Origin of the sequence: Extensimonas vulgaris (genome assembly GCF_003337425.1) — a bacterium.
GTDB lineage: Bacteria > Pseudomonadota > Gammaproteobacteria > Burkholderiales > Burkholderiaceae_C > Extensimonas > Extensimonas vulgaris.
Map to the genome: position 1 here is coordinate 194990 of NZ_QPJU01000003.1, position 19807 is coordinate 214796.

General features: G+C 60.4%; 24 protein-coding genes. 21 read left to right on the forward strand and 3 right to left on the reverse strand.

The genetic code is table 11. The features are described 5' to 3' along the window. Together DFR45_RS06465 and DFR45_RS06470 are read right to left on the reverse strand one after the other, a co-directional pair. On the reverse strand, nucleotides 1-487 hold a 487-nt coding region (locus DFR45_RS06465; protein ID WP_147269958.1), incomplete at its 3' end, for a Uma2 family endonuclease. 36 nt (nucleotides 488-523) lie between these two features. Further along, nucleotides 524-1087 (reverse strand): Uma2 family endonuclease, encoded by a 564-nt coding sequence (locus DFR45_RS06470; RefSeq protein ID WP_114482880.1) that lies wholly within the window; start codon nucleotides 1085-1087, stop codon nucleotides 524-526. A gap of 158 nt (nucleotides 1088-1245) precedes the next feature. Between DFR45_RS06470 and pyrC the strand changes: the two genes are divergently transcribed. From pyrC to DFR45_RS06500, 6 genes are all read left to right on the forward strand, one after another. Continuing rightward, nucleotides 1246-2298 (forward strand): dihydroorotase, encoded by a 1053-nt coding sequence (gene pyrC / locus DFR45_RS06475; RefSeq protein ID WP_114482881.1) that lies wholly within the window; start codon nucleotides 1246-1248, stop codon nucleotides 2296-2298. Nucleotides 2299-2568: 270 nt separating this feature from the next. Beyond that, nucleotides 2569-3915: a carbohydrate porin gene (locus DFR45_RS06480; RefSeq protein WP_241659288.1), complete on the forward strand. Its 1347-nt coding sequence runs from the start codon at nucleotides 2569-2571 to the stop codon at nucleotides 3913-3915. Nucleotides 3916-3985: 70 nt separating this feature from the next. Next, nucleotides 3986-6751 carry a magnesium-translocating P-type ATPase gene (gene mgtA, locus DFR45_RS06485; RefSeq protein ID WP_114482883.1) on the forward strand — a complete coding sequence of 922 codons (2766 nt, stop codon included), beginning with the start codon at nucleotides 3986-3988 and terminating at the stop codon, nucleotides 6749-6751. Between the two features lie 24 nt (nucleotides 6752-6775). Then, complete coding sequence (locus DFR45_RS06490) at nucleotides 6776-7492, forward strand: MgtC/SapB family protein (RefSeq protein ID WP_114482884.1); 717 nt, start codon at nucleotides 6776-6778, stop codon at nucleotides 7490-7492. 216 nt (nucleotides 7493-7708) lie between these two features. After that, a complete protein-coding gene (gene htpX, locus DFR45_RS06495) occupies nucleotides 7709-8584 on the forward strand; it encodes a protease HtpX (RefSeq protein ID WP_114482885.1) in 876 nt (291 codons plus the stop codon). A 32-nt stretch (nucleotides 8585-8616) separates the two neighbouring features. Beyond that, nucleotides 8617-10194: a class I adenylate-forming enzyme family protein gene (locus DFR45_RS06500; RefSeq protein ID WP_114482886.1), complete on the forward strand. Its 1578-nt coding sequence runs from the start codon at nucleotides 8617-8619 to the stop codon at nucleotides 10192-10194. A 50-nt stretch (nucleotides 10195-10244) separates the two neighbouring features. On the opposite strand, the gene DFR45_RS06505 is transcribed toward DFR45_RS06500, so the two are convergent. Next, nucleotides 10245-11960, reverse strand: a complete 1716-nt coding sequence (locus tag DFR45_RS06505) for an NAD(P)/FAD-dependent oxidoreductase (protein ID WP_114482887.1) — start codon at nucleotides 11958-11960, stop codon at nucleotides 10245-10247. A gap of 538 nt (nucleotides 11961-12498) precedes the next feature. Between DFR45_RS06505 and rplN the strand changes: the two genes are divergently transcribed. The 15 genes from rplN to rpsD all read left to right on the forward strand — a co-directional run bounded on the left by rplN (nucleotide 12499) and on the right by rpsD (nucleotide 19735). Beyond that, nucleotides 12499-12867 (forward strand): 50S ribosomal protein L14, encoded by a 369-nt coding sequence (gene rplN / locus DFR45_RS06510; RefSeq protein WP_114482888.1) that lies wholly within the window; start codon nucleotides 12499-12501, stop codon nucleotides 12865-12867. A gap of 9 nt (nucleotides 12868-12876) precedes the next feature. Then, nucleotides 12877-13197 (forward strand): 50S ribosomal protein L24, encoded by a 321-nt coding sequence (rplX, locus tag DFR45_RS06515; RefSeq protein WP_114482889.1) that lies wholly within the window; start codon nucleotides 12877-12879, stop codon nucleotides 13195-13197. 10 nt (nucleotides 13198-13207) lie between these two features. Then, the gene (gene rplE / locus DFR45_RS06520) at nucleotides 13208-13747 is read left to right on the forward strand and encodes a 50S ribosomal protein L5 (RefSeq protein ID WP_114482890.1); all 540 of its coding nucleotides are present in this window, start codon (nucleotides 13208-13210) and stop codon (nucleotides 13745-13747) included. 8 nt (nucleotides 13748-13755) lie between these two features. Further along, nucleotides 13756-14061, forward strand: a complete 306-nt coding sequence (rpsN, locus tag DFR45_RS06525) for a 30S ribosomal protein S14 (protein WP_114482891.1) — start codon at nucleotides 13756-13758, stop codon at nucleotides 14059-14061. 20 nt (nucleotides 14062-14081) lie between these two features. Continuing rightward, nucleotides 14082-14477 carry a 30S ribosomal protein S8 gene (gene rpsH / locus DFR45_RS06530; RefSeq protein WP_114482892.1) on the forward strand — a complete coding sequence of 132 codons (396 nt, stop codon included), beginning with the start codon at nucleotides 14082-14084 and terminating at the stop codon, nucleotides 14475-14477. A gap of 22 nt (nucleotides 14478-14499) precedes the next feature. After that, nucleotides 14500-15033, forward strand: a complete 534-nt coding sequence (rplF, locus tag DFR45_RS06535) for a 50S ribosomal protein L6 (RefSeq protein WP_114482893.1) — start codon at nucleotides 14500-14502, stop codon at nucleotides 15031-15033. Between the two features lie 11 nt (nucleotides 15034-15044). Next, nucleotides 15045-15407 (forward strand): 50S ribosomal protein L18, encoded by a 363-nt coding sequence (rplR, locus tag DFR45_RS06540; protein WP_114482894.1) that lies wholly within the window; start codon nucleotides 15045-15047, stop codon nucleotides 15405-15407. Nucleotides 15408-15423: 16 nt separating this feature from the next. After that, complete coding sequence (gene rpsE, locus DFR45_RS06545; protein ID WP_114482895.1) at nucleotides 15424-15942, forward strand: 30S ribosomal protein S5; 519 nt, start codon at nucleotides 15424-15426, stop codon at nucleotides 15940-15942. Nucleotides 15943-15956: 14 nt separating this feature from the next. Beyond that, complete coding sequence (gene rpmD / locus DFR45_RS06550) at nucleotides 15957-16139, forward strand: 50S ribosomal protein L30 (RefSeq protein ID WP_114482896.1); 183 nt, start codon at nucleotides 15957-15959, stop codon at nucleotides 16137-16139. A gap of 9 nt (nucleotides 16140-16148) precedes the next feature. Next, nucleotides 16149-16583, forward strand: a complete 435-nt coding sequence (rplO, locus tag DFR45_RS06555) for a 50S ribosomal protein L15 (protein WP_114482897.1) — start codon at nucleotides 16149-16151, stop codon at nucleotides 16581-16583. A 48-nt stretch (nucleotides 16584-16631) separates the two neighbouring features. After that, a complete protein-coding gene (secY, locus tag DFR45_RS06560; protein ID WP_114482898.1) occupies nucleotides 16632-17942 on the forward strand; it encodes a preprotein translocase subunit SecY in 1311 nt (436 codons plus the stop codon). A gap of 69 nt (nucleotides 17943-18011) precedes the next feature. After that, complete coding sequence (gene rpmJ, locus DFR45_RS06565) at nucleotides 18012-18125, forward strand: 50S ribosomal protein L36 (RefSeq protein ID WP_114482899.1); 114 nt, start codon at nucleotides 18012-18014, stop codon at nucleotides 18123-18125. An 18-nt stretch (nucleotides 18126-18143) separates the two neighbouring features. Further along, nucleotides 18144-18509, forward strand: a complete 366-nt coding sequence (rpsM, locus tag DFR45_RS06570; RefSeq protein ID WP_114482900.1) for a 30S ribosomal protein S13 — start codon at nucleotides 18144-18146, stop codon at nucleotides 18507-18509. 105 nt (nucleotides 18510-18614) lie between these two features. After that, nucleotides 18615-19019 (forward strand): 30S ribosomal protein S11, encoded by a 405-nt coding sequence (rpsK, locus tag DFR45_RS06575; RefSeq protein ID WP_114482901.1) that lies wholly within the window; start codon nucleotides 18615-18617, stop codon nucleotides 19017-19019. Nucleotides 19020-19111: 92 nt separating this feature from the next. Next, complete coding sequence (gene rpsD / locus DFR45_RS06580; protein ID WP_114482902.1) at nucleotides 19112-19735, forward strand: 30S ribosomal protein S4; 624 nt, start codon at nucleotides 19112-19114, stop codon at nucleotides 19733-19735. Nucleotides 19736-19807: the final 72 nt, after the last annotated feature.

Genomic DNA, 19807 nt, shown 5'->3' on the forward strand with positions numbered 1-19807 from the left:
GTGCGAACGGGTGCAGCACCCACAGGCCCTCGGCGCTTTTGCGAAAGCAGTCGGTGCTGCGCGTGTCGAGGTCAATGAGCGCGTATTCCTCGAGGCTCTCGAGGCGCCGGTAATGGCTGAACTTGAGGCCGCGGTCGTAGGCGGCGGTGCTCGGCGAGAGCACTTCGACGATCAGTTTGGGCTCGGTCTTGACGAGCGGGCTCGCGAGGTCGCGGGCGCTGCAAGTCACCATCACATCGGGGTAAAAGTAGCCATTGGCCGCGGCCACATGCAGGCGCATCTCGCTCATGTAGGTGCGACACGGGCTGCCGCGCAGGTGCTGGCGCAGCGCAAAAGCGAGGTTCATGCTGACCGTCACGTGCCGGTCTTCGGCGCCGGCCATGGCGAACACTTCACCGTCGAGGTATTCATGGCGCTCGGGCTGCTCGGCCTCCCAGGCAAGGTAATCCTGTGGAGTGAAAACAGGTTTTTCTGCGGCTTGGCCCATGGCGAGGTCCTCGGGTGGTGGATGAAAGCGCAAGGCTCAATCGATCACATCGGCAAACAGCTGCTCTGGCGGCAGCTCCAGGCCCACGCTTGCGAGCACCACGGTTTCGTCGCATGCGAACGGGTGCAGCACCCACAGGCCCTCGGCGCTTTTGCGAAAGCAGTCGGTGCTGCGCGTGTCGAGGTCAATGAGCGCGTATTCCTCGAGGCTCTCGAGGCGCCGGTAATGGCTGAACTTGAGGCCGCGGTCATAGGCAGCGGTGCTGGGCGAGAGCACTTCGACGATCAGCTTGGGCTCGGTCTTGACGAGCGGGCTCGCGAGGTCGCGGGCGCTGCAAGTCACCATCACATCGGGGTAAAAGTAGCCATTCGCCGCGGCCACATGCAGGCGCATCTCGCTCATGTAGGTGCGGCAGGAGCTACCGCGCAGGTGCTGGCGCAAGGCCATGTAGAGGTTGCCGGACACCGTCACGTGCCGGTCTTCGGCGCCGGCCATGGCGAACACTTCACCATCGAGGTATTCATGGCGCTCGGGCTGCTCGGCCTCCCAGGCGAGGTAGTCCTGCGGCGTGAAAACGGGTTTTTCTGCGGCTTGGCCCATGGCAACTCCCCGGTTGGTAGGTAGGGCATATTACCGGCAAACAATACGGGTGCGACGCTGGTCAATGATTTCAAGCGTTTTTGGCCTTCTGACAAGGCATATCAAGCGCTGAAGGCTATGATTAAAGAAGCATCTGCACCGATGGGACAATCTCCGCCATGAACACCGCAGCCACCACCCTGACCCTCACCCGCCCCGACGACTGGCACCTGCATGTGCGCGACGGGGCCGCACTGCAGACCGTGGTGCCGCACACGGCGGCGCAGTTCGGGCGCGCGATCATCATGCCCAACCTGCGCCCGCCCGTGACCACGACGGCGCAGGCGCTCGCGTACCGGCAGCGCATCCTTGCCGCCGTGCCTGCGGGCCTGCACTTCGAGCCGCTCATGACGCTGTACCTCACCGACCAGCTCGCCCCCGCGGAGGTCGAGCGCGCGCACGCGGCCGGCGTAGTCGCGGTCAAGCTCTACCCGGCCGGCGCCACGACCAACAGCGACGCGGGCGTGACCGATCTGCGCAAAACCTACCCCACGCTCGAAGCCATGCAGCGCCTGGGCATGCCGCTGCTGCTACACGGCGAGGTCACCGACCCCGCGGTCGATGTGTTCGACCGCGAGGCCGTGTTCATAGACACGCGCCTGATCCCGCTGCGGCGCGACTTCCCCGCGCTCAAGATCGTCTTCGAGCACATCACCACACGCGAGGCCGCGCAATACGTGGCCGGCAGCGACGCCTGCACGGCCGCGACGATCACCGCGCACCACCTGCTGTTCAACCGCAACGCGATCTTCCAGGGCGGCATTCGGCCGCATTACTACTGCCTGCCCGTGCTCAAGCGCGAGGTGCACCGCCAGGCGCTCGTGCAGGCGGCCACGAGCGGCAGTCCCAAGTTCTTCCTCGGCACCGACAGCGCCCCGCACCCCGCGCACCTCAAGGAGCACGCCACGGGCTGCGCGGGCTGCTACACCGCGCACGCCGCGCTCGAGATGTACGCCGAAGCCTTCGACGCGGCCGGCGCGCTCGACAAGCTCGAAGCCTTTGCGAGCTTCCACGGCCCGGCCTTTTACGGCCTGCCGCGCAACCCGGGCCGGGTGACGCTGCGCCGCGAAAGCTGGACGCCGCCCGAGCGCTTTGCCTTTGGCGAGGGTGAACTCAAGCCGCTGCGCGCGGGCGAGGCGCTGCCCTGGCGCCTGGTGAGAAACGGGGTATAGGAAAAAGAGAAGGCAAGCATCCCCTCGTTGTGACAGAATCCGCGCGCATTCATTTTCGGAGCACATATCTTCATGGAAAGTCCCAGTTGTCAGCCACTCATTGGCACACCAGAGGCAGGTGTCACGACCGGGTAATGCGCGGTTGCTACCCTGCCTCAGCGGCGGGTAGTGAAGCACTGGCGGTAAGGCAAGGCCGTTTTCTCACTTCCCAAAAATCAACGAAAACAGGTTTGGAACTCGGGCTCCTACAGGCGTCCGAGCCGGGAAGTCATGCACAAAATCCCTTCTCAGCGCCGTAGGGCGCTCGCTTCCATGGTGGCCCTTTGCGGCTGTATAACGTTCACCGGCGAGGCACTGGCCGGCCAGGACGCAGGCAGCGAATCCTGGAATGCCAAGTTCCAGGCAACCTATATCTGGCAGGCCAAGAATGCGTTTGCTGCAGCGTATTCAGGGCCGAACAGTCTGTCGCCAGCACACGAAAAAAGCTATTCTTTTACGAGCACCGCCTTTTTCGGATTCCGTCCCTGGCCGGCTGGCGAGCTCTATTTCAATCCGGAGGTCGCGCAAGAGGCGCCCTTGAGCAATTTGACCGGTCTGGGTGGATTCACCAACGGCGAAATGGCGCGCGGCGCCTCGACCACGCTCAAATTCAACGTGGCACGTTTTTTCCTGCGCCAGACCTGGGGTGAAGAGGGTGAGCGCACGGTGGTCGAATCGGGGCAGAACCAGCTCGCAGGCTCGGTCGCTGCGCGGCGTTGGGTGTTTACTGCCGGTAAGCTTGCCGTGACGGACATTTTCGACGCCAACGCCTACAGCCATGACCCGCGCACCCAGTTCATGAATTGGGCGTTGATGGCAAATGGCGCTTACGACTACCCCGCAGATGCGAAAGGCTACACCTGGGGCACCGTGCTCGAGTGGTACCACGACGCCTGGGCCGTGCGCGCCGGGCGCTTCATGCAACCCAAAGATCCCAATGGTTTACCCATAGATACGCGTATCTTCGAGCACTACGGCGATCAGGTCGAACTCGAGCATGCCCACAAAGCCCTCGGCCACCCGGGCAAATTGCGTCTGCTCGTTTTCCGCGGCCGCGCAAAGATGTCGCGCTTTCAGGATGCACTTGACGTCGCTGCGACCACTGGCACGACACCCCATCTCGATGCGGTACGTTGGCGCGAACACCACAAGACAGGTTGGGGGTTGAACATCGAGCAGGAAGTGGCTTCTGGCGTAGGTGTGTTCGTCCGCGCAAGCCGCTCCGATGGCAAAACCGAGACTTACGCTTTTACCGAGATCGACAACACTGTCTCTGGCGGTGCGCTCGTGCAAGGCCAAGCGTGGGGTAGAGAGCAGGATGTCGTGGGCGTGGCGGCCGTGCGCAACGGCATCTCCGGCCAGCGGCAAGCCTACCTGGCCCGCGGCGGTATCAGCGCCTTCATTGGTGATGGCAGCTTGGAGTACCGTTGCGAAAAGATCACCGAGGTTTTTTACAGCTGGGCAGCCGTGCGGCACGTGTGGTTGACCTTTGACTGGCAGCATGTCGAACATCCTGCCTACAACGCGTCTCGTGGTCCGGTGAACTTTTTTGCCGTTCGCCTGCACTCCGAGTTTTGACACCCACAACGCATCCACCCAGGCGGCCGCCGCTGGCGATTGATTTCTGTGCGGTCGCAAGGAGCCAACCATGAACCTGTCCCTGCTCAAAGAACTCTTTGCCAGCTTCGTGCGCTCGCGTGGACTTGGGCGGCACTTTCGGCGCCTGGTCATGCTCGACAGCGTCGCCAGCACGACCGTGAGCCGCGAGGTGCCGCCTGCGCTCGCGCAGACTCTGGTGGCCGCGGCGCAAAGCGATCCGGATGCGCTGCTGCAGCAGCTCGGCAGCCATCCCGAGGGCCTGACCGAGGCGCAGGTCGAGCAGTTGCGCGAGCGTGTCGGCCCCAATGTGATCGAGCAGGACAAGCCCGTGCCTTGGTGGTTGCACCTGTGGCGCTGCTACAAGACACCGTTCGACCTGCTGCTGACGCTGCTTGCGGTGATCTCCTACCTCACCGAGGACATGAAGGCGACCATCGTGATCGGCTCCATGGTCGTGCTCTCGGTGGCCATCCGTTTCTGGCAGGAGCGCAAATCGCACGTCGCCGCCGACAAGCTCAAGGCCATGGTCAGCAACACCGCGACGGTCATGCGGCGATCGTTCGGGCAGGACGTGGTCAACACGGCGGCGACGTATTTCGACGTGCAGCTGCACGTCAAGCCGCCGCGGCGCGTGGAAGTGCCCATGGCCGAGCTCGTGCCCGGCGACATCGTGCTGCTCTCGGCCGGCGACATGATCCCGGCGGACTGCCGCATCCTCTCGGCCAAGGACTTGTTCGTGAGCCAGGCGGCCATGACGGGCGAGTCGCTGCCGGTGGAAAAATTCGCCACCTTGCGCAGCACCGACGTGGGCAATCCGCTCGAGCTCGAGAACATCGTGTTCATGGGCACCAACGTGGTCTCGGGCTCGGCCACGGCGGTGGTGGTGCACACGGGCGGGCGCACCTACTTCGGCGCGCTGGCCCAGCGCGTGACGGCGACCAGCCAGGCGCCCACGCAGTTCCAGGCAGGCGTGAACAAGGTGGCGTGGCTGCTGATCCGCTTCATGTTCGTGATGTCGCCGCTGGTGCTGCTGATCAACGGCTTCACCAAGGGCAACTGGACCGAGGCGTTTTTGTTCGCCATGTCCATCGCCGTGGGGCTGACGCCCGAAATGCTGCCGATGATCGTCACCTCCACGCTGGCCAAGGGCGCGGTGCTCCTGTCGCGCCAGAAGGTGATCGTCAAACGCCTCGACGCGATCCAGAACTTCGGCGCCATGGACGTGCTGTGCACCGACAAGACCGGCACGCTCACGCAGGACAAGATCTTTCTCGCGCGCCACATCGACGTGTGGGGCGAAGAATCCGACGACGTGCTCGAGATGGCCTACCTCAACAGCTACTACCAGACCGGTCTGAAAAACCTGCTCGACGTGGCGGTGCTCGAACACACCGAAGTGCACAAGCAGCTCAACCCCGCGGCCAACTACCGCAAGGTCGATGAAATCCCGTTCGACTTCCAGCGCCGGCGCATGTCGGTCGTGGTGTCCGAGCGCGAAGACCACCACCTCTTGATCTGCAAGGGCGCGGTGGAAGAAATCCTCTCGATCTGCAACCGCGTGCGCCACGGCGAGCAGGACGAGCCGCTCACGCCCGAGCTGCTCGAGCGCGTGCGCGCCGTGACGGCCGACCTCAACGAAGACGGCCTGCGCGTGGTCGCCGTGGCCTGCAAGGAAGAGCCGCCGCAGAAAGACTCCTACGGTGTGGCCGACGAGCAGGGCCTCACGCTGATCGGCTACGTCGCCTTTCTCGATCCACCCAAGGAATCGACCGCACCCGCGCTCAAGGCGCTGGCCGCGCATGGCGTCAAGGTCAAGGTGCTCACGGGCGACAACGACCTGGTCACGGCCAAGATTTGCCGCGAAGTCGGGCTTGCGGCGGGCGCCATCGTGCTTGGCGCGGCCATCGAAGGCATGGACGACGCGGAACTCGCGCGCGTGGTCGAGGCGCACGATGTGTTTGCCAAGCTCACGCCGGCGCACAAAGACCGCATCGTGCGCCAGCTCAAGCGCAACGGCCACGTGGTCGGCTTCATGGGCGACGGCATCAACGACGCCCCGGCGCTGCGCAGCGCCGACATCGGCATTTCGGTCGATACGGCGGTCGATATCGCCAAGGAGGCCGCCGACATCATCCTGCTCGAAAAGAGCCTGCTGGTGCTCGAAGAAGGCGTGGTCGAGGGGCGCAAGACCTTCGCCAACATGCTCAAATACATCAAGATGACGGCGAGCTCGAACTTCGGCAACGTGTTTTCGGTGCTCGTGGCCAGCGCCTTCATCCCCTTCCTGCCCATGCTGCCCATGCACCTGCTGGTGCAAAACCTGCTGTACGACTTCTCGCAGACCGCGATTCCGTTCGACAACGTCGATGAAGAGCTGGTCAAAGACCCGCAGCGCTGGAACCCGGCCGACATCGGCCGCTTCATGCTGTTCTTCGGGCCGGTGAGCTCGGTGTTCGATATCGTCACCTTTGCCGTCATGTGGTTCGTCTTCGGTGCCAACTCGGCCGAGCACCAGACGCTGTTCCAGTCGGGCTGGTTCGTCGAAGGGCTCATGACGCAAACCCTGGTGGTGCACATGATCCGCACGCGCAAGATTCCATTCCTGCAAAGCCGCCCTGCGCCCTTGTTGCTCGCCACCACGGCCGCGATCATGGCCATCGGCATTTTTCTGCCCATGGGACCGCTCGCGCACTACTTCAAGCTGCAGCCGCTGCCGCTCGCGTACTTTCCAATACTCGGGCTGATTTTGCTCGGCTACATGCTGCTGACGCAGGCCATGAAGGGTTTTTACGCGCGGCGCTTCGGCTGGCAGTGACACCCACACGTTAAACGCATCAACATGCAGGCCGTAGCCAACATCAATCCCGTTTCCGCGCTGGATACGGCCGTGAGCCTGCTCGCGGCCTTCGTGCTGGGCGGGCTCATCGGCCTCGAGCGCCAGTACCGCCAGCGCACGGCAGGTCTGCGCACGAACGTGCTCGTGGCCGTCGGCGCGGCGATTTTCGTGGACTTGGCCAACCGCCTCGGCGGGCCTGATGGCGCGGTGCGCGTGATCGCCTACGTCGTTTCGGGCATAGGCTTTCTGGGCGCGGGCGTGATCATGCGCGAGGAGGGCAACGTGCGCGGGCTGAACACTGCGGCCACCTTGTGGGGCTCGGCCGCGGTGGGCGCCTGCGCCGGTGCGGACATGATCGTGGAGGCAGCGCTGGGCGCGCTGTGCGTGCTCGCGGCCAATACTTTGTTGCGCCCGGTGGTCAACCGCATCGAACGCCAGCCGCTCGATACCAAGGCGGTGGAGGCGACGCACACAGTGTTCGTCATCGCCCCCAAAGCGCGTCAGCGCGAGGCCCTGGACCGGCTCGAAGAAGCGCTCGAAGCCGCGGAATACCCGACGCGGGGCCTGAACGTGCACGCCTTCGGAGCCGACGCGGTACAGATCGAAGCCGTGCTCTCGGCCAGCTCGGTCGATGGCGAACACCTGGACGCCCTCATCGACCGGCTTGCAGCGCTCGATTGCATCACGCAGGCCTTCTGGAGTCCGTCGACCACGGAGTGAGACGCTGCTGTGCGAGCGCGGCCCTCAGGCTTTTACCCGTACGGAATACCGGTTTTCTCCTTCCGCTGGCGTCGTTGTTCTTATCATGCGCCGCTCGGCACGGTACGTCCTCAAAAGCACAACATCGCGTAGCCGGGCTGGGCCTGCTTATTGAACCGCCTTGCGCCGCCCCTATGTGCTGGCGCAGTTGCCCTCTTGCATTGACGAGGAGAACCCATGAAACGCATTTTTCTGTTCCTTTTGACCAACCTCGCCGTGGTGGTCGTGCTGGGCGTGGTCGCCAGCCTGCTCGGCGTGAACCGCTACCTCACGGCCCAGGGGATGAACTTTGGCGCCCTGCTGGGCTTTGCCTTTGTGATGGGCTTTGGCGGCGCGATCATCTCGTTGCTCATGAGCAAGCCCATGGCCAAGTGGAGCGCAGGCGTGCAGGTGATAGAGCAGCCGCGCAACGCCGATGAAGCCTGGCTGCTCGATACCGTGCGTCGGCTCGCCGACAGGGCCGGCATCGCGATGCCCGAGGTCGGCATCTTTGACGGCGACCCGAATGCCTTTGCGACGGGCGCGTTCAAGAATTCGGCGCTCGTGGCCGTTTCCACGGGCTTGCTCGAGAACATGACGCATGAAGAAATCGAGGCCGTGCTGGGCCACGAAATCGCGCACATCGCGAATGGTGACATGGTTACCATGGCGTTGATCCAAGGGGTGATGAATACCTTCGTGGTGTTTCTCTCGCGCGTCATCGGCTTCATGGTCGACAGCTTTTTGCGCCGCAATGACGAGCGCGACAGCGGCCCGGGCATAGGCTACATGGTCACCACCTTCGTGCTCGACGTCGTGCTGGGCTTTCTGGCTGCGATCATCGTCGCCTGGTTCAGCCGCCAGCGCGAATTTCGTGCCGACGCCGGCTCGGTGCTGCTTTTGGGGCGGCGCGAGCCCATGATCCATGCGCTTGCACGCCTGGGCGGACTGCACCCGGCCGAGCTGCCCCAGAGCATGGCGGCGTTTGGCATCGCGGGCGACATAGGCAAGCTTTTCAGTACACACCCACCGATCGAGGAGCGCATCGCGGCGCTGCAGCGGCTGCAGGCTTGAGCGCGTCATCGGTTCATTTTTGAGGTTTTTGCATGGTGAATCCTGCCCCTTCTACCGAAAAAGCGCCTGCGGGCGCTTTTTCGCTGCCCTTTCGTCCCATTGCCGATCTCGTGCATGCACACGCGCTCGCGCAGCCGCAGGCCCTCGCGCTTGCCGACGGGCAGACGCACCTGAGTTATGCGCAGCTCGATGCGCTGATGGATCGCATCGCCGCAAGCCTGCAGCTCTCTGGCGTGCGGCCGGGCGAGGCCATCGCGCTGTGCGCGGCTCCTTCGGTGCGCTATGCAGCTTTGTGCCTGGGCGCCCTGCGCGCCGGCGTGGTGGTCGCGCCGCTCGCGCCCTCGGTGACGGCAGATGCGCTTGCGGCCATGCTCGGCGACGCGCAGGCGCGCCTTTTCTTCGTCGATGCGCAGGCCGTCCCCTTGCTGCCGCGGGAAGGCATGATGCCTCTGGTTGCGCTCGATACCGTGGCGCCGGGGCAGCCGTGGGACGCCTGGCTCGCGCCCGAAGGCGCGGCCCCCGCGCCCGTGCAGGTGCAGCCGGGCGACGCCTTCAACATCATCTATTCGTCAGGCACCACGGGCACGCCCAAGGGCATCGTACAGTCGCACGGCATGCGCTGGGGTCACGTGTTGCGCGGCCAAACCCACGGCTACGGGCCCGGTAGCGTGACGCTGCTGGCCACGCCGCTGTATTCGAACACCACGCTCGTGTCCTTCTTTCCCTCGCTCGCCTGGGGCGGCAGCGTGCATCTGATGCCCAAGTTCGATGCCCTGCGCTACCTGCAACTCGCCGAGCAGATCCGCGCGACGCACACCATGCTCGTGCCCGTGCAGTACCAGCGCATCATGGCGTTGCCGGAGTTCGACCGTTTCGACCTTTCCTCGTTTCGCGCCAAGTTTTGTACGAGCGCGCCGTTCGCGGCCGCGCTCAAGGCCGACGTGCTGGCGCGCTGGCCCGGCTCCTTGTTCGAGTTCTACGGCATGACCGAGGGCGGTGGCACCTGCATCCTGGCTGCGCACGAGCATCCCGACAAGCTGCACACCGTGGGCCGCCCTGCGGCGGGCAGCGACATCCGGCTGATCGACGAAGCCGGGCGCGAGCTGCCGCCCGGTGAAATCGGCGAAGTCGTGGGGCATTCGCCGAGCATGATGACGGGCTACCACCGCCAGCCCGAGAAGACGCGCGAAGCCGAATGGTTCGACGCCACGGGCAAGCGCTTCATCCGCACGGGCGACGTGGGGCGCTTCGATGCGGACGGTTTTCTCATCCTGCTCGACCGCCGCAAGGACATGATCATCAGCGGCGGCTTCAACATCTACCCGAGCGACATCGAGGCGCAGTTGCGCGCGCATCCCGCGGTCGAGGACGTGGCCGTGACGGGCGTGCCCTCGGCGCAATGGGGTGAAACGCCGGTAGCCTTCGTGCGCCGGCGCGCGGGTGCGGATGAAGAGGCGGCGCAAATCATGGCTTGGTACAACGCGCGCGCCGGCAAGACGCAGCGCCTCGCGGCACTGCACCTGATCGACGAGCTGCCGCGCAGCGCGATCGGCAAGGTGCTCAAGCGCGAATTGCGTGCCTTGCACGCGCGGCTCGCCGCGGCCGCCTGACTGACTGTAGCGAGGACTCTACGCGGCGAGGACTCTACGCGGCGAGGACTCTACGCGGCGAGGATGCTGCGCGCCACGGCTTCGCCGACCTTGATGCCGTCGACGCCGGCCGACAAGATGCCGCCAGCGTAGCCTGCGCCCTCGCCCGCAGGGTAGAGGCCCTGCGTGTTCAGGCTCTGAAAATCTGCGCCGCGCTCGATGCGCAGCGGCGACGAGGTGCGTGTCTCCACGCCCGTGAGCACGGCGTCGTGCCGATCGAAACCCGCGATCTTGCGCCCGAATGCAGGCAGGGCTTCGCGCAGCGCCGCCACGGCGTAATCGGGCAGAACCTCACGCAGGTCGCCGGGTGTGACGCCCGGGCGGTACGAGGGCAGCACGCTGCCCAGCGCCTGCGAGGCGCGCCCCGCGAGAAAGTCACCCACGAGCTGCACGGGTGCGTTGTAATTGCTGCCGCCGAGCACATAGGCGCGCCCCTCCAGCGCGCGCTGCAGCACGATGCCTGCGAGCGGATGCGTCTGCGCGGCTGGCAAGGCTTCGACGCCGTAGGTGCCGCCGAGCAGGGCCGCAAAGGCTTGCGCATCGCGCGGGTAGTCGCGCGGCTCTATGCCTACCACCATGCCGGCGTTGGCGTTGCGCTCGTTGCGCGAATACTGGCTCATGCCGTTCGTCACCACGCGGCCCGGCTCGCTCGTCGCCGCGACCACGGTGCCGCCCGGGCACATGCAAAAGCTGTACGCGGTGCGCCCGTTGTGCGCATGGTGCACGAGCTTGTAGCTCGCCGCGCCCAGCAGCGGGTGGCCCGCATGGCGGCCCCAGCGTGCGCGGTCGATCAGGCTTTGCGGATGTTCGATGCGCACGCCGATCGAAAACGGCTTGGCCTGCATGTGCACGCCGCGCGCATGGAGCATGGCAAAGGTGTCGCGTGCGCTATGGCCCAGCGCCAGCACGACGTGGTCGGCGCGCAGTTCGTAGCTCTCGCCGCTGGCCTGGTCTTGCACGCGCAGGCCGCGCAGGTGACGCTGGCCACGTGCGTCGGGGTCGATGAGCAGGTCGGTCACGCGCTGCTGAAAGCGCAGCTCGCCGCCCAGCGCGAGGATTTGTGCGCGCAGGTTCTCCACCACCTTGACGAGCTTGAACGTGCCTATGTGCGGGTGTGCCTCGGTGAGGATTTCGGGCGGTGCGCCGGCCTGCACGAGCTCCTGCATGACCTTGCGGCCCAGGTGGCGCGGGTCTTTGATCTGGCTGTAGAGCTTGCCGTCGCTGAAAGTGCCCGCGCCGCCTTCGCCGAACTGCACGTTGCTCTCGGGGTGCAGCTGGCGGCGGCGCCACAAGTCCCAGGTGTCGCGCGTGCGCTCGCGCACGCGCTTGCCGCGCTCGAGCACCAATGGCCTGAAACCCATTTGTGCGAGCACGAGCGCCGCAAAAATGCCGCAGGGGCCAAACCCGACCACGACGGGGCGCAGCGCCAGCTCGGCAGGCGCACGCCCGGGCGACTGCCACTGCATGTCGGGCGTGGCCTGGATGCGCGGATGGCCCGTATACCGGGCGAGCAGCGCGGGCTCCTGCGCTGGATCGGCCAGCGTGACATCGACGATATACACCGCATGCAGCTCGGCTTTGCGCGCGTCGAAGCTGCGCTTGAAAATTTGCAGTGCACCGAGCGCCACAGGTGGCACGCCGAGCATTTGCGCTGCAGCGGCGCGCAGCGCAGCTTCGGGGTCGGCTGCTGCGCTCAGTGGCAGTTTGATTTCAGACAGGCGGATCATGGGAGCCGGGCGATCGGACATGCCGCACGCGGGGTCGGCGGGGTTGGCATTGTATGGGCGCTGCCGCTGGAAATTTTGGCTGGAAACTTTGGCACAGTATGGTCGCTAGGAGCCTGTCGGACTTTGGAATCGTCGGCTGCGAATGCGCCGCAGCGGCCCATTTTTTACCGTCTTCTTGCCCCATAGCACCACTATGGGGCTGCGAATCCGGCAAAAACTGGCCTCGCTGGGGCCCATTCTCGCTTTCGACGCCCAAAGTCCGACAGGCTCCTAGGATGCGGAGAGCGGTGAGGCAGCTTGCCGGGCACTCCCATCGGTGCCTGGGGCGATTCCAGTTCCAGCCAAGGCCAGGTGTTGACAAGGCTTTTCTTTGTGCCATAATTCGCGGCTTCGCATCTTTTCGTGCGAAATTTCTTGCCCATCAGTATGCGTTGTAAGTGGTTTACAGCGCAGACAGCGGGCCCAAGACTGACCGGCTAATGCTGCTTCGGAGTGGTTTCGAGGGGCGAGTTTGCTGGTGCAAGTTGGGAATAAAGCAATGATCCAAACAGAATCTCGGCTAGAGGTTGCCGACAATACGGGTGCCAAGTCCGTCTTGTGCATCAAAGTGTTGGGCGGCTCCAAGCGGCGTTATGCCAGCGTTGGTGACATTATCAAGGTGAGTGTCAAAGAGGCTGCCCCACGCGGGCGCGTCAAAAAAGGCGAAATCTATAACGCGGTGGTGGTGCGTACGGCCAAGGGCATCCGCCGTGCGGATGGCTCGCTCGTCAAGTTCGATGGCAATGCTGCGGTGTTGCTCAACAACAAGCTGGAGCCCATCGGTACCCGGATCTTCGGCCCGGTCACGCGTGAGTTGCGGACCGAGCGCTTTATGAAGATCGTTTCTTTGGCTCCGGAAGTTCTCTGAGGTTACGCCATGAACAAAATTCGCAAAGGCGATGAAGTCATCGTGTTGACGGGGCGCGACAAGGGTCGGCGTGGCACCGTTTTGCTGCGCAAAGACGATGAGCATCTGATCGTTGATGGTGTCAACATGGTGAAAAAACATGTCAAGCCAAACCCGCTCAAGAATGAGATGGGAGGCATCATCGAAAAAGCCATGCCCATCCACCAATCCAATGTGGCGATATTCAATCCGGCCACAGGAAAGGCGGATCGCGTGGGAGTCAAAGTGCAAGCGGACGGAACGCGTATACGCGTTTTCAAGTCCAGCGGAGCGGAAATTAAGGCGGCCTAAGGAATAAAAAATGGCACGACTCCAACAGATCTACCGCGAAAAAATCGCTCCCGAATTGATGAAGCAATTCGGATATACCTCACCAATGGAAGTACCGCGTCTCGTAAAAATCACCCTCAACATGGGGGTGGGAGAGGCTGTTGCCGATAAGAAGGTGATGGACAATGCAGTCGCTGATTTGACAAAGATTGCCGGGCAAAAACCCGTGGTGACCAAAGCAAGAAAAGCCATTGCTGGATTCAAAATCCGCGAGGGCCAGCCCATTGGTTGCATGGTGACGTTACGCGGTGTGCGTATGTATGAGTTCCTCGATCGTTTCGTGACGATCGCCCTGCCTCGTGTGCGTGACTTCCGTGGTATTTCCGGCCGTGCATTTGACGGCCGGGGAAATTACAACATTGGCGTCAAAGAGCAGATCATTTTCCCTGAAATCGAGTATGACAAGGTGGATGCCTTGCGCGGTCTCAATATCAGTATCACCACGACGGCGAAAACCGATGCGGAAGCCAAGGCGCTTCTTTCTGGTTTCCGTTTTCCCTTCAAGAATTGAGGTGGCGTATGGCTAAAGTAGCTTTGATCCAGCGCGAGCTCAAGCGCGCAAAATTGGTGGCGAAGTACGCAAATAAATATGCGGAACTAAAGGCCATCGTTGGCGATGCCAAGCGTAGTGATGAAGAGCGTGAAGCAGCGCGCGCAGCATTGCAGCAAATGCCGCGGAATGCCAATCCGACGCGGCAGCGCAACCGGTGTGAGATTACGGGTCGCCCACGCGGTACCTTCCGCCAATTTGGTTTGGGCCGCGCCAAAGTACGTGAAATGGCATTTGCCGGCGAAATCCCGGGTATCACCAAGGCCAGCTGGTAAGCAAGCAGGAGAAATTCGACATGAGTATGAGTGATCCCATTGCCGACCTGCTGACCCGCATTCGCAATGCGCAAATGGTCTCAAAGGCATCCGTGAAAGTTCCATCCTCCAAAGTGAAGGTGGCAATCGCCCAGGTCTTGAAAGACGAGGGCTACATAGACGGTTTTCAGGTCAAAACTGAAGCGGGCAAGTCTGAGCTTGAAATTGCCCTCAAATACTACGCTGGCCGTCCGGTGATCGAGCGCATTGAGCGTGTCAGCCGACCAGGCTTGCGAGTTTACAAAGGACGCGACGCAATCCCTCAAGTCATGAATGGGTTGGGTGTCGCGATCGTAACTACCCCTAAGGGTGTTATGACCGATCGCAAAGCGCGCGCTGCCGGTGTTGGTGGCGAAGTGTTGTGCTATGTGGCTTAACGTGGCATTGAGGAGAAGCTGAATGTCCCGTGTAGGAAAATTACCTGTGACCATTCCCGCCGGCGTGGATGTGTCTATCGAAGAGAATCTCATTGGTGTCAAAGGCGCGGGTGGTGTGCTGTCGATGGCCCAAAGCCGATGGGTTCGAGTCATCAAAAACGACGATAAGCTGTGTTTTGAACCCGTCGATGATTCACGTGAAGCCAATGCAATGAGCGGTACCATGCGTCAGTTGGTCAACAACATGGTGCTCGGTGTCAGCAAAGGTTTCGAGAAGAAGTTGAATCTCGTTGGGGTCGGCTATAAAGCCCAGGCTTCTGGCAGCAAATTGAATCTGAATGTCGGGTTTTCGCATCCCGTCGACATTGAGATGCCTGCTGGAATTACCGTAGCAACGCCTTCGCCCACAGAGATCGTCATCAAAGGTGCAGATCGTCAGCGTGTAGGTCAAATCGCTGCGGAGATCCGTGCCGTGCGCCCTCCTGAGCCTTATAAAGGCAAGGGCGTGCGTTATGCGGACGAGAAGATCACGATCAAAGAGACCAAGAAGAAATAAGGAGCTGCAGCATGCTAAACAAAAAAGAGCAGCGTCTTCGCCGTGCCCGTCAAACCCGTATTCGCATTGCAGAGCAAGGTGTCGCACGTTTGACTGTCAATCGCACGAATTTTCATATCTATGCCCAAGTCATATCGGGCGACGGCAGCAACGTGTTGGCAAGTGCTTCCACTTTGGAAGCCGATGTGCGCCCGTCGCTTGGCGCAGGCAAAGGTGGAAATACAGCTGCGGCACAGTTGATCGGCAAGCGGATTGCTGAAAAAGCCAAGGCTGCAGGGATAGAAAAAGTAGCGTTTGACCGTGCTGGTTATGCGTACCATGGTCGCGTGAAAGCATTGGCAGAGGCGGCGCGCGAAGCCGGGCTGCAGTTCTAAGCGAAGCGAGATAAAAATGGCGAAATTTCAACCCAAAGTGCAGGACGAAGGTCGTGATGACGGTTTGCGCGAAAAAATGATCGCTGTCAACCGTGTGACTAAAGTCGTGAAAGGTGGTCGTATTCTCGGCTTCGCGGCTTTGACGGTCGTGGGGGATGGCGATGGCCGTGTTGGCATGGGCAAAGGAAAATCGAAAGAGGTTCCAGCAGCTGTGCAAAAAGCGATGGAAGAGGCGCGACGCAATCTGGTGAAGGTTTCCCTCAAAAACGGTACTATTCATCACAATGTAACAGGTCATCACGGTGCATCGGTCGTGATGATGATGCCTGCACCGAAAGGCACGGGTATCATTGCTGGCGGCCCTATGCGCGCAGTGTTCGAAGTCATGGGGATCACGGACATCGTGGCAAAGAGTCATGGCTCCTCGAATCCTTACAACATGGTGCGTGCGACTTTCGATGCCTTGACAAAATCCACAACGCCAGCCGAGGTTGCTGCAAAGCGTGGCAAAGCGGTCGAAGACCTTTTTGCCTGAATCGGAGTTTGTAAATGACAACCCAACAAACCCTCAAGGTGCAATTGGTGCGAAGCACGATTGGCACAAAAGAGTCCCACCGTGCCACCGTGCGTGGATTGGGGCTGCGCAAGCTCAATAGCGTCCGCGAACTGAAAGATACACCTGAAGTACGCGGCATGATTAACAAGGTCAGTTATCTGGTCAAAGTTCTTTGAGAATCGATCATGCAACTCAATAGTATCAAGCATGCCGAGGGTGCCAAACATGCCAAACGCCGTGTAGGCCGTGGCATTGGTTCTGGTCTCGGTAAGACTGCGGGCCGAGGACATAAAGGACAAAAATCGCGTGCTGGCGGTTACCACAAGGTTGGCTTCGAAGGTGGCCAAATGCCCCTGCAACGGCGTTTGCCAAAGCGCGGTTTCAAATCACCACACGTGAAGTTCAATGCCGAGGTCACGCTCTCCGATCTAGATAAACTTGGATTGAGCGAAGTCGATTTATTGGCGCTCAAGAAAGCTGGGCTGGTGGGCGAGATGGTTAAATCCGTCAAGGTCATCTGCACCGGGGCCATTCGCCGCGCCATTACACTCAGTGGCGTACGTGCTACTGCGGGCGCCAAGGCGGCCATTGAGTCTGCCGGCGGCAGCATTATGGCTTAATGGCTTTTGTTCGAATTTCGAAAGAAGGCATTTGTGGCTAGTAAACCCATGGCTGCGAGCGCAGGGCGAATCGCTAAGACCGGGAAATTCGGCGACTTGCGTCGCCGGCTAGTTTTTCTATTGTTGGCGTTGGTTGTCTACCGAATTGGTGCGCACATACCCGTTCCTGGTATTGATCCCATTCAGTTGCAAAAACTCTTCAGTGGGCAGCAGGGCGGCATTCTTAACCTATTCAACATGTTCTCGGGTGGGGCGTTGTCGCGCTTCACGGTGTTTGCGCTAGGGATCATGCCGTATATTTCGGCATCGATCATCATGCAGCTCATGACATATGTCTTGCCAGCCTTCGAACAGTTGAAAAAAGAAGGTGAAGCGGGTCGTCGCAAAATCACCCAATACACCCGCTATGGCGCATTGGCCCTTGCCCTGTTTCAATCGTTAGGAATAGCGGTTGCCCTTGAGGGTTCTCCGGGCCTGGTCTTGAGTCCTGGTTTTGGATTTCGCATGACAGCGGTTGTGAGTTTGTCGGCTGGGACAATGTTTCTCATGTGGTTGGGAGAGCAAATTACGGAACGTGGTTTAGGCAACGGCATTTCGATTCTGATCTTCGCGGGTATTGCTGCCGGTCTTCCTGGTTCTGTCGGCGGATTGCTGGAGTTGGTACGGACAGGCGCTATAGGTGTGTTTTCGGCAATTTTCATCGTATTGATCGTCTGTGCCGTCACCTATTTTGTAGTATTCGTCGAACGCGGACAGCGTAAAATCCTTGTGAACTATGCGCGCCGACAAGTGGGTAACAAGGTTTATGGTGGGCAATCATCTCATTTGCCTTTGAAGCTGAATATGGCTGGAGTGATACCTCCGATTTTTGCTTCCTCCATCATATTGTTGCCCGCTACGGTAATGAATTGGTTTGGTACTGGCGATTCAATGCGCTGGTTGCGCGATATTGCTGCGACCTTGACGCCGGGACAGCCCATTTATACCTTGCTCTATGCGGCAGCCATCATATTCTTCTGTTTTTTTTACACGGCCTTGGTGTTCAATAGCCGGGAGACGGCAGATAATTTGAAGAAGAGTGGCGCGTTTATTCCCGGGATTCGACCGGGTGAGCAGACCGCAAGATACATCGACAAAATACTGGTTCGCTTGACATTGGCAGGTGCTGTGTATATCACTTTCGTGTGCCTGTTGCCGGAATTTTTGATCATTAAATACAATGTGCCATTTTATTTTGGGGGCACTTCATTATTGATCATTGTTGTTGTGACCATGGATTTTATGTCGCAAGTGCAAAACTACATGATGTCGCAGCAGTATGATTCCTTGCTGAAAAAAGCCAATTTCAAGGCATACTGAGCAGTTTAAAAATTCGCTGCGATCTGAAATGATACTTCATCGAAACATGTTGAAATTTAGGAGAACGTAATGAAAGTTTCGGCTTCGGTCAAGAAAATTTGCCGTAACTGCAAAATCATTCGCCGCAAAGGTGTGGTGCGCGTGATTTGCACAGACCTTCGTCACAAGCAGCGCCAAGGTTGATAAAGAGAGGACGCTAATATGGCACGTATCGCTGGCATTAATATTCCGCCGCACCAACACGCCGAGATCGGCTTGACGGCAATCTATGGCATTGGACGCTCTCGCGCCAGGAAAATTTGCGAAGCTTGTGGCATTCCCTATGCCAAAAAGATCAAAGACCTTACGGACGGCGATCTCGAAAAAATTCGCGATCAAATCGCGCAATACACCATCGAAGGTGACCTGAGGCGCGAGACCACCATGAACATCAAGCGCTTGATGGACATTGGTTGCTATCGCGGATTCCGCCATCGTCGCGGGTTGCCAGTGCGGGGCCAGCGTACGCGTACCAATGCACGCACCCGCAAAGGGCCGCGTAAAGGCGCTGCCGCCTTGAAGAAGTAAGTCGCGGCTTGCGCAAATACCACCTCAGTCCGGATGAATGGTGCTTCACGGAGTCGATTCACTACGTCTGATTTTGCGTAAGTACCAGAATAGAAAGATATAGTCATGGCCAAATCTCCCGCCAGCAGTGCAGCGCAGCGTGTGCGCAAAAAGGTTCGCAAGAACATTTCTGATGGCATTGCCCACGTGCATGCTTCATTCAACAACACCATCATTACGATCACAGACCGTCAGGGCAATGCTTTGGCATGGGCCTCCTCCGGGGGGCAGGGTTTCAAGGGATCGCGTAAGTCGACGCCGTTTGCTGCACAAGTCGCCTCTGAGGTTGCTGGTCGTGCTGCAATGGAGCAGGGTATCAAAAATCTCGATGTCGAGATTAAAGGCCCCGGTCCCGGCCGTGAATCTTCTGTGCGCGCTCTTGGTGCGCTTGGTATCCGGATCACGTCGATTTCCGATGTGACACCGATTCCCCACAATGGGTGCCGCCCGCAAAAGCGCCGGCGTATTTGATTTTTTAAGACCACCGCCATCTCCGATGCGATGAGATTGCATGGGTGTGGCTCCCGCACAGCGTTGCGGTAGTTGACATAGAGGAAGTTCAAGTGGCACGTTATCTCGGCCCCAAGGCCAAATTGTCCCGCCGTGAAGGCACAGACCTGTTTCTCAAGAGTGCACGTCGATCGATCGCCGACAAGGCGAAATTCGATTCGAAGCCCGGCCAACACGGGCGTACCTCGGGTGCCCGCACTTCGGACTACGGTCTGCAATTGCGTGAAAAACAAAAAGTCAAGCGCATGTACGGTGTGCTCGAAAAGCAGTTCCGCCGCTATTTCGAGGCTGCAGAGCGCCTGCGCGGCAACACCGGCGCAAATTTGCTTGCTTTGCTCGAGTCCCGCCTTGACAACGTGGTATATCGCATGGGTTTCGGCTCCACCCGTGCCGAGGCACGTCAGTTGGTGTCGCACAAAGCGATTACGGTGAATGGCCAGTCGGTGAATATTCCATCGTACCGGGTCAAGCCCGGCGATGTGATCGCGGTGCGCGAAAAATCCAAGAAGCAAAACCGTGTCGTGGAAGCCCTGCAATTGGCAGCACAAGTCGGTATGCCTGGCTGGGTTGAAGTGAATGCAGACAAGGCCGAGGGCGTCTTCAAGAAAATCCCTGACCGCGATGAGTTTGGAGCCGACATCAATGAATCCTTGATCGTCGAGCTTTACTCGCGTTGATTGCGCGGTTCTTAATATTAAATGCGCTCCCTGCCGCGAGTCATCGCGGTTTGGGCGTTTTATCAGCCTTAC

Excerpts from the sequence above, each read along its gene's own strand:
- DFR45_RS06470 (WP_114482880.1), bottom strand. The coding sequence starts at position 1,087 with ATGGGCCAAGCCGCAGAAAAACCCGTTTTCACGCCGCAGGACTACCTC.
- pyrC (WP_114482881.1), top strand. The coding sequence starts at position 1,246 with ATGAACACCGCAGCCACCACCCTGACCCTCACCCGCCCCGACGACTGG.
- DFR45_RS06480 (WP_241659288.1), top strand. The coding sequence starts at position 2,569 with ATGCACAAAATCCCTTCTCAGCGCCGTAGGGCGCTCGCTTCCATGGTG.
- mgtA (WP_114482883.1), top strand. The coding sequence starts at position 3,986 with ATGAACCTGTCCCTGCTCAAAGAACTCTTTGCCAGCTTCGTGCGCTCG.
- DFR45_RS06490 (WP_114482884.1), top strand. The coding sequence starts at position 6,776 with ATGCAGGCCGTAGCCAACATCAATCCCGTTTCCGCGCTGGATACGGCC.
- htpX (WP_114482885.1), top strand. The coding sequence starts at position 7,709 with ATGAAACGCATTTTTCTGTTCCTTTTGACCAACCTCGCCGTGGTGGTC.
- DFR45_RS06500 (WP_114482886.1), top strand. The coding sequence starts at position 8,617 with ATGGTGAATCCTGCCCCTTCTACCGAAAAAGCGCCTGCGGGCGCTTTT.
- DFR45_RS06505 (WP_114482887.1), bottom strand. The coding sequence starts at position 11,960 with ATGATCCGCCTGTCTGAAATCAAACTGCCACTGAGCGCAGCAGCCGAC.
- rplN (WP_114482888.1), top strand. The coding sequence starts at position 12,499 with ATGATCCAAACAGAATCTCGGCTAGAGGTTGCCGACAATACGGGTGCC.
- rplX (WP_114482889.1), top strand. The coding sequence starts at position 12,877 with ATGAACAAAATTCGCAAAGGCGATGAAGTCATCGTGTTGACGGGGCGC.
- rplE (WP_114482890.1), top strand. The coding sequence starts at position 13,208 with ATGGCACGACTCCAACAGATCTACCGCGAAAAAATCGCTCCCGAATTG.
- rpsN (WP_114482891.1), top strand. The coding sequence starts at position 13,756 with ATGGCTAAAGTAGCTTTGATCCAGCGCGAGCTCAAGCGCGCAAAATTG.
- rpsH (WP_114482892.1), top strand. The coding sequence starts at position 14,082 with ATGAGTATGAGTGATCCCATTGCCGACCTGCTGACCCGCATTCGCAAT.
- rplF (WP_114482893.1), top strand. The coding sequence starts at position 14,500 with ATGTCCCGTGTAGGAAAATTACCTGTGACCATTCCCGCCGGCGTGGAT.
- rplR (WP_114482894.1), top strand. The coding sequence starts at position 15,045 with ATGCTAAACAAAAAAGAGCAGCGTCTTCGCCGTGCCCGTCAAACCCGT.
- rpsE (WP_114482895.1), top strand. The coding sequence starts at position 15,424 with ATGGCGAAATTTCAACCCAAAGTGCAGGACGAAGGTCGTGATGACGGT.
- rpmD (WP_114482896.1), top strand. The coding sequence starts at position 15,957 with ATGACAACCCAACAAACCCTCAAGGTGCAATTGGTGCGAAGCACGATT.
- rplO (WP_114482897.1), top strand. The coding sequence starts at position 16,149 with ATGCAACTCAATAGTATCAAGCATGCCGAGGGTGCCAAACATGCCAAA.
- secY (WP_114482898.1), top strand. The coding sequence starts at position 16,632 with ATGGCTGCGAGCGCAGGGCGAATCGCTAAGACCGGGAAATTCGGCGAC.
- rpmJ (WP_114482899.1), top strand. The coding sequence starts at position 18,012 with ATGAAAGTTTCGGCTTCGGTCAAGAAAATTTGCCGTAACTGCAAAATC.
- rpsM (WP_114482900.1), top strand. The coding sequence starts at position 18,144 with ATGGCACGTATCGCTGGCATTAATATTCCGCCGCACCAACACGCCGAG.
- rpsK (WP_114482901.1), top strand. The coding sequence starts at position 18,615 with ATGGCCAAATCTCCCGCCAGCAGTGCAGCGCAGCGTGTGCGCAAAAAG.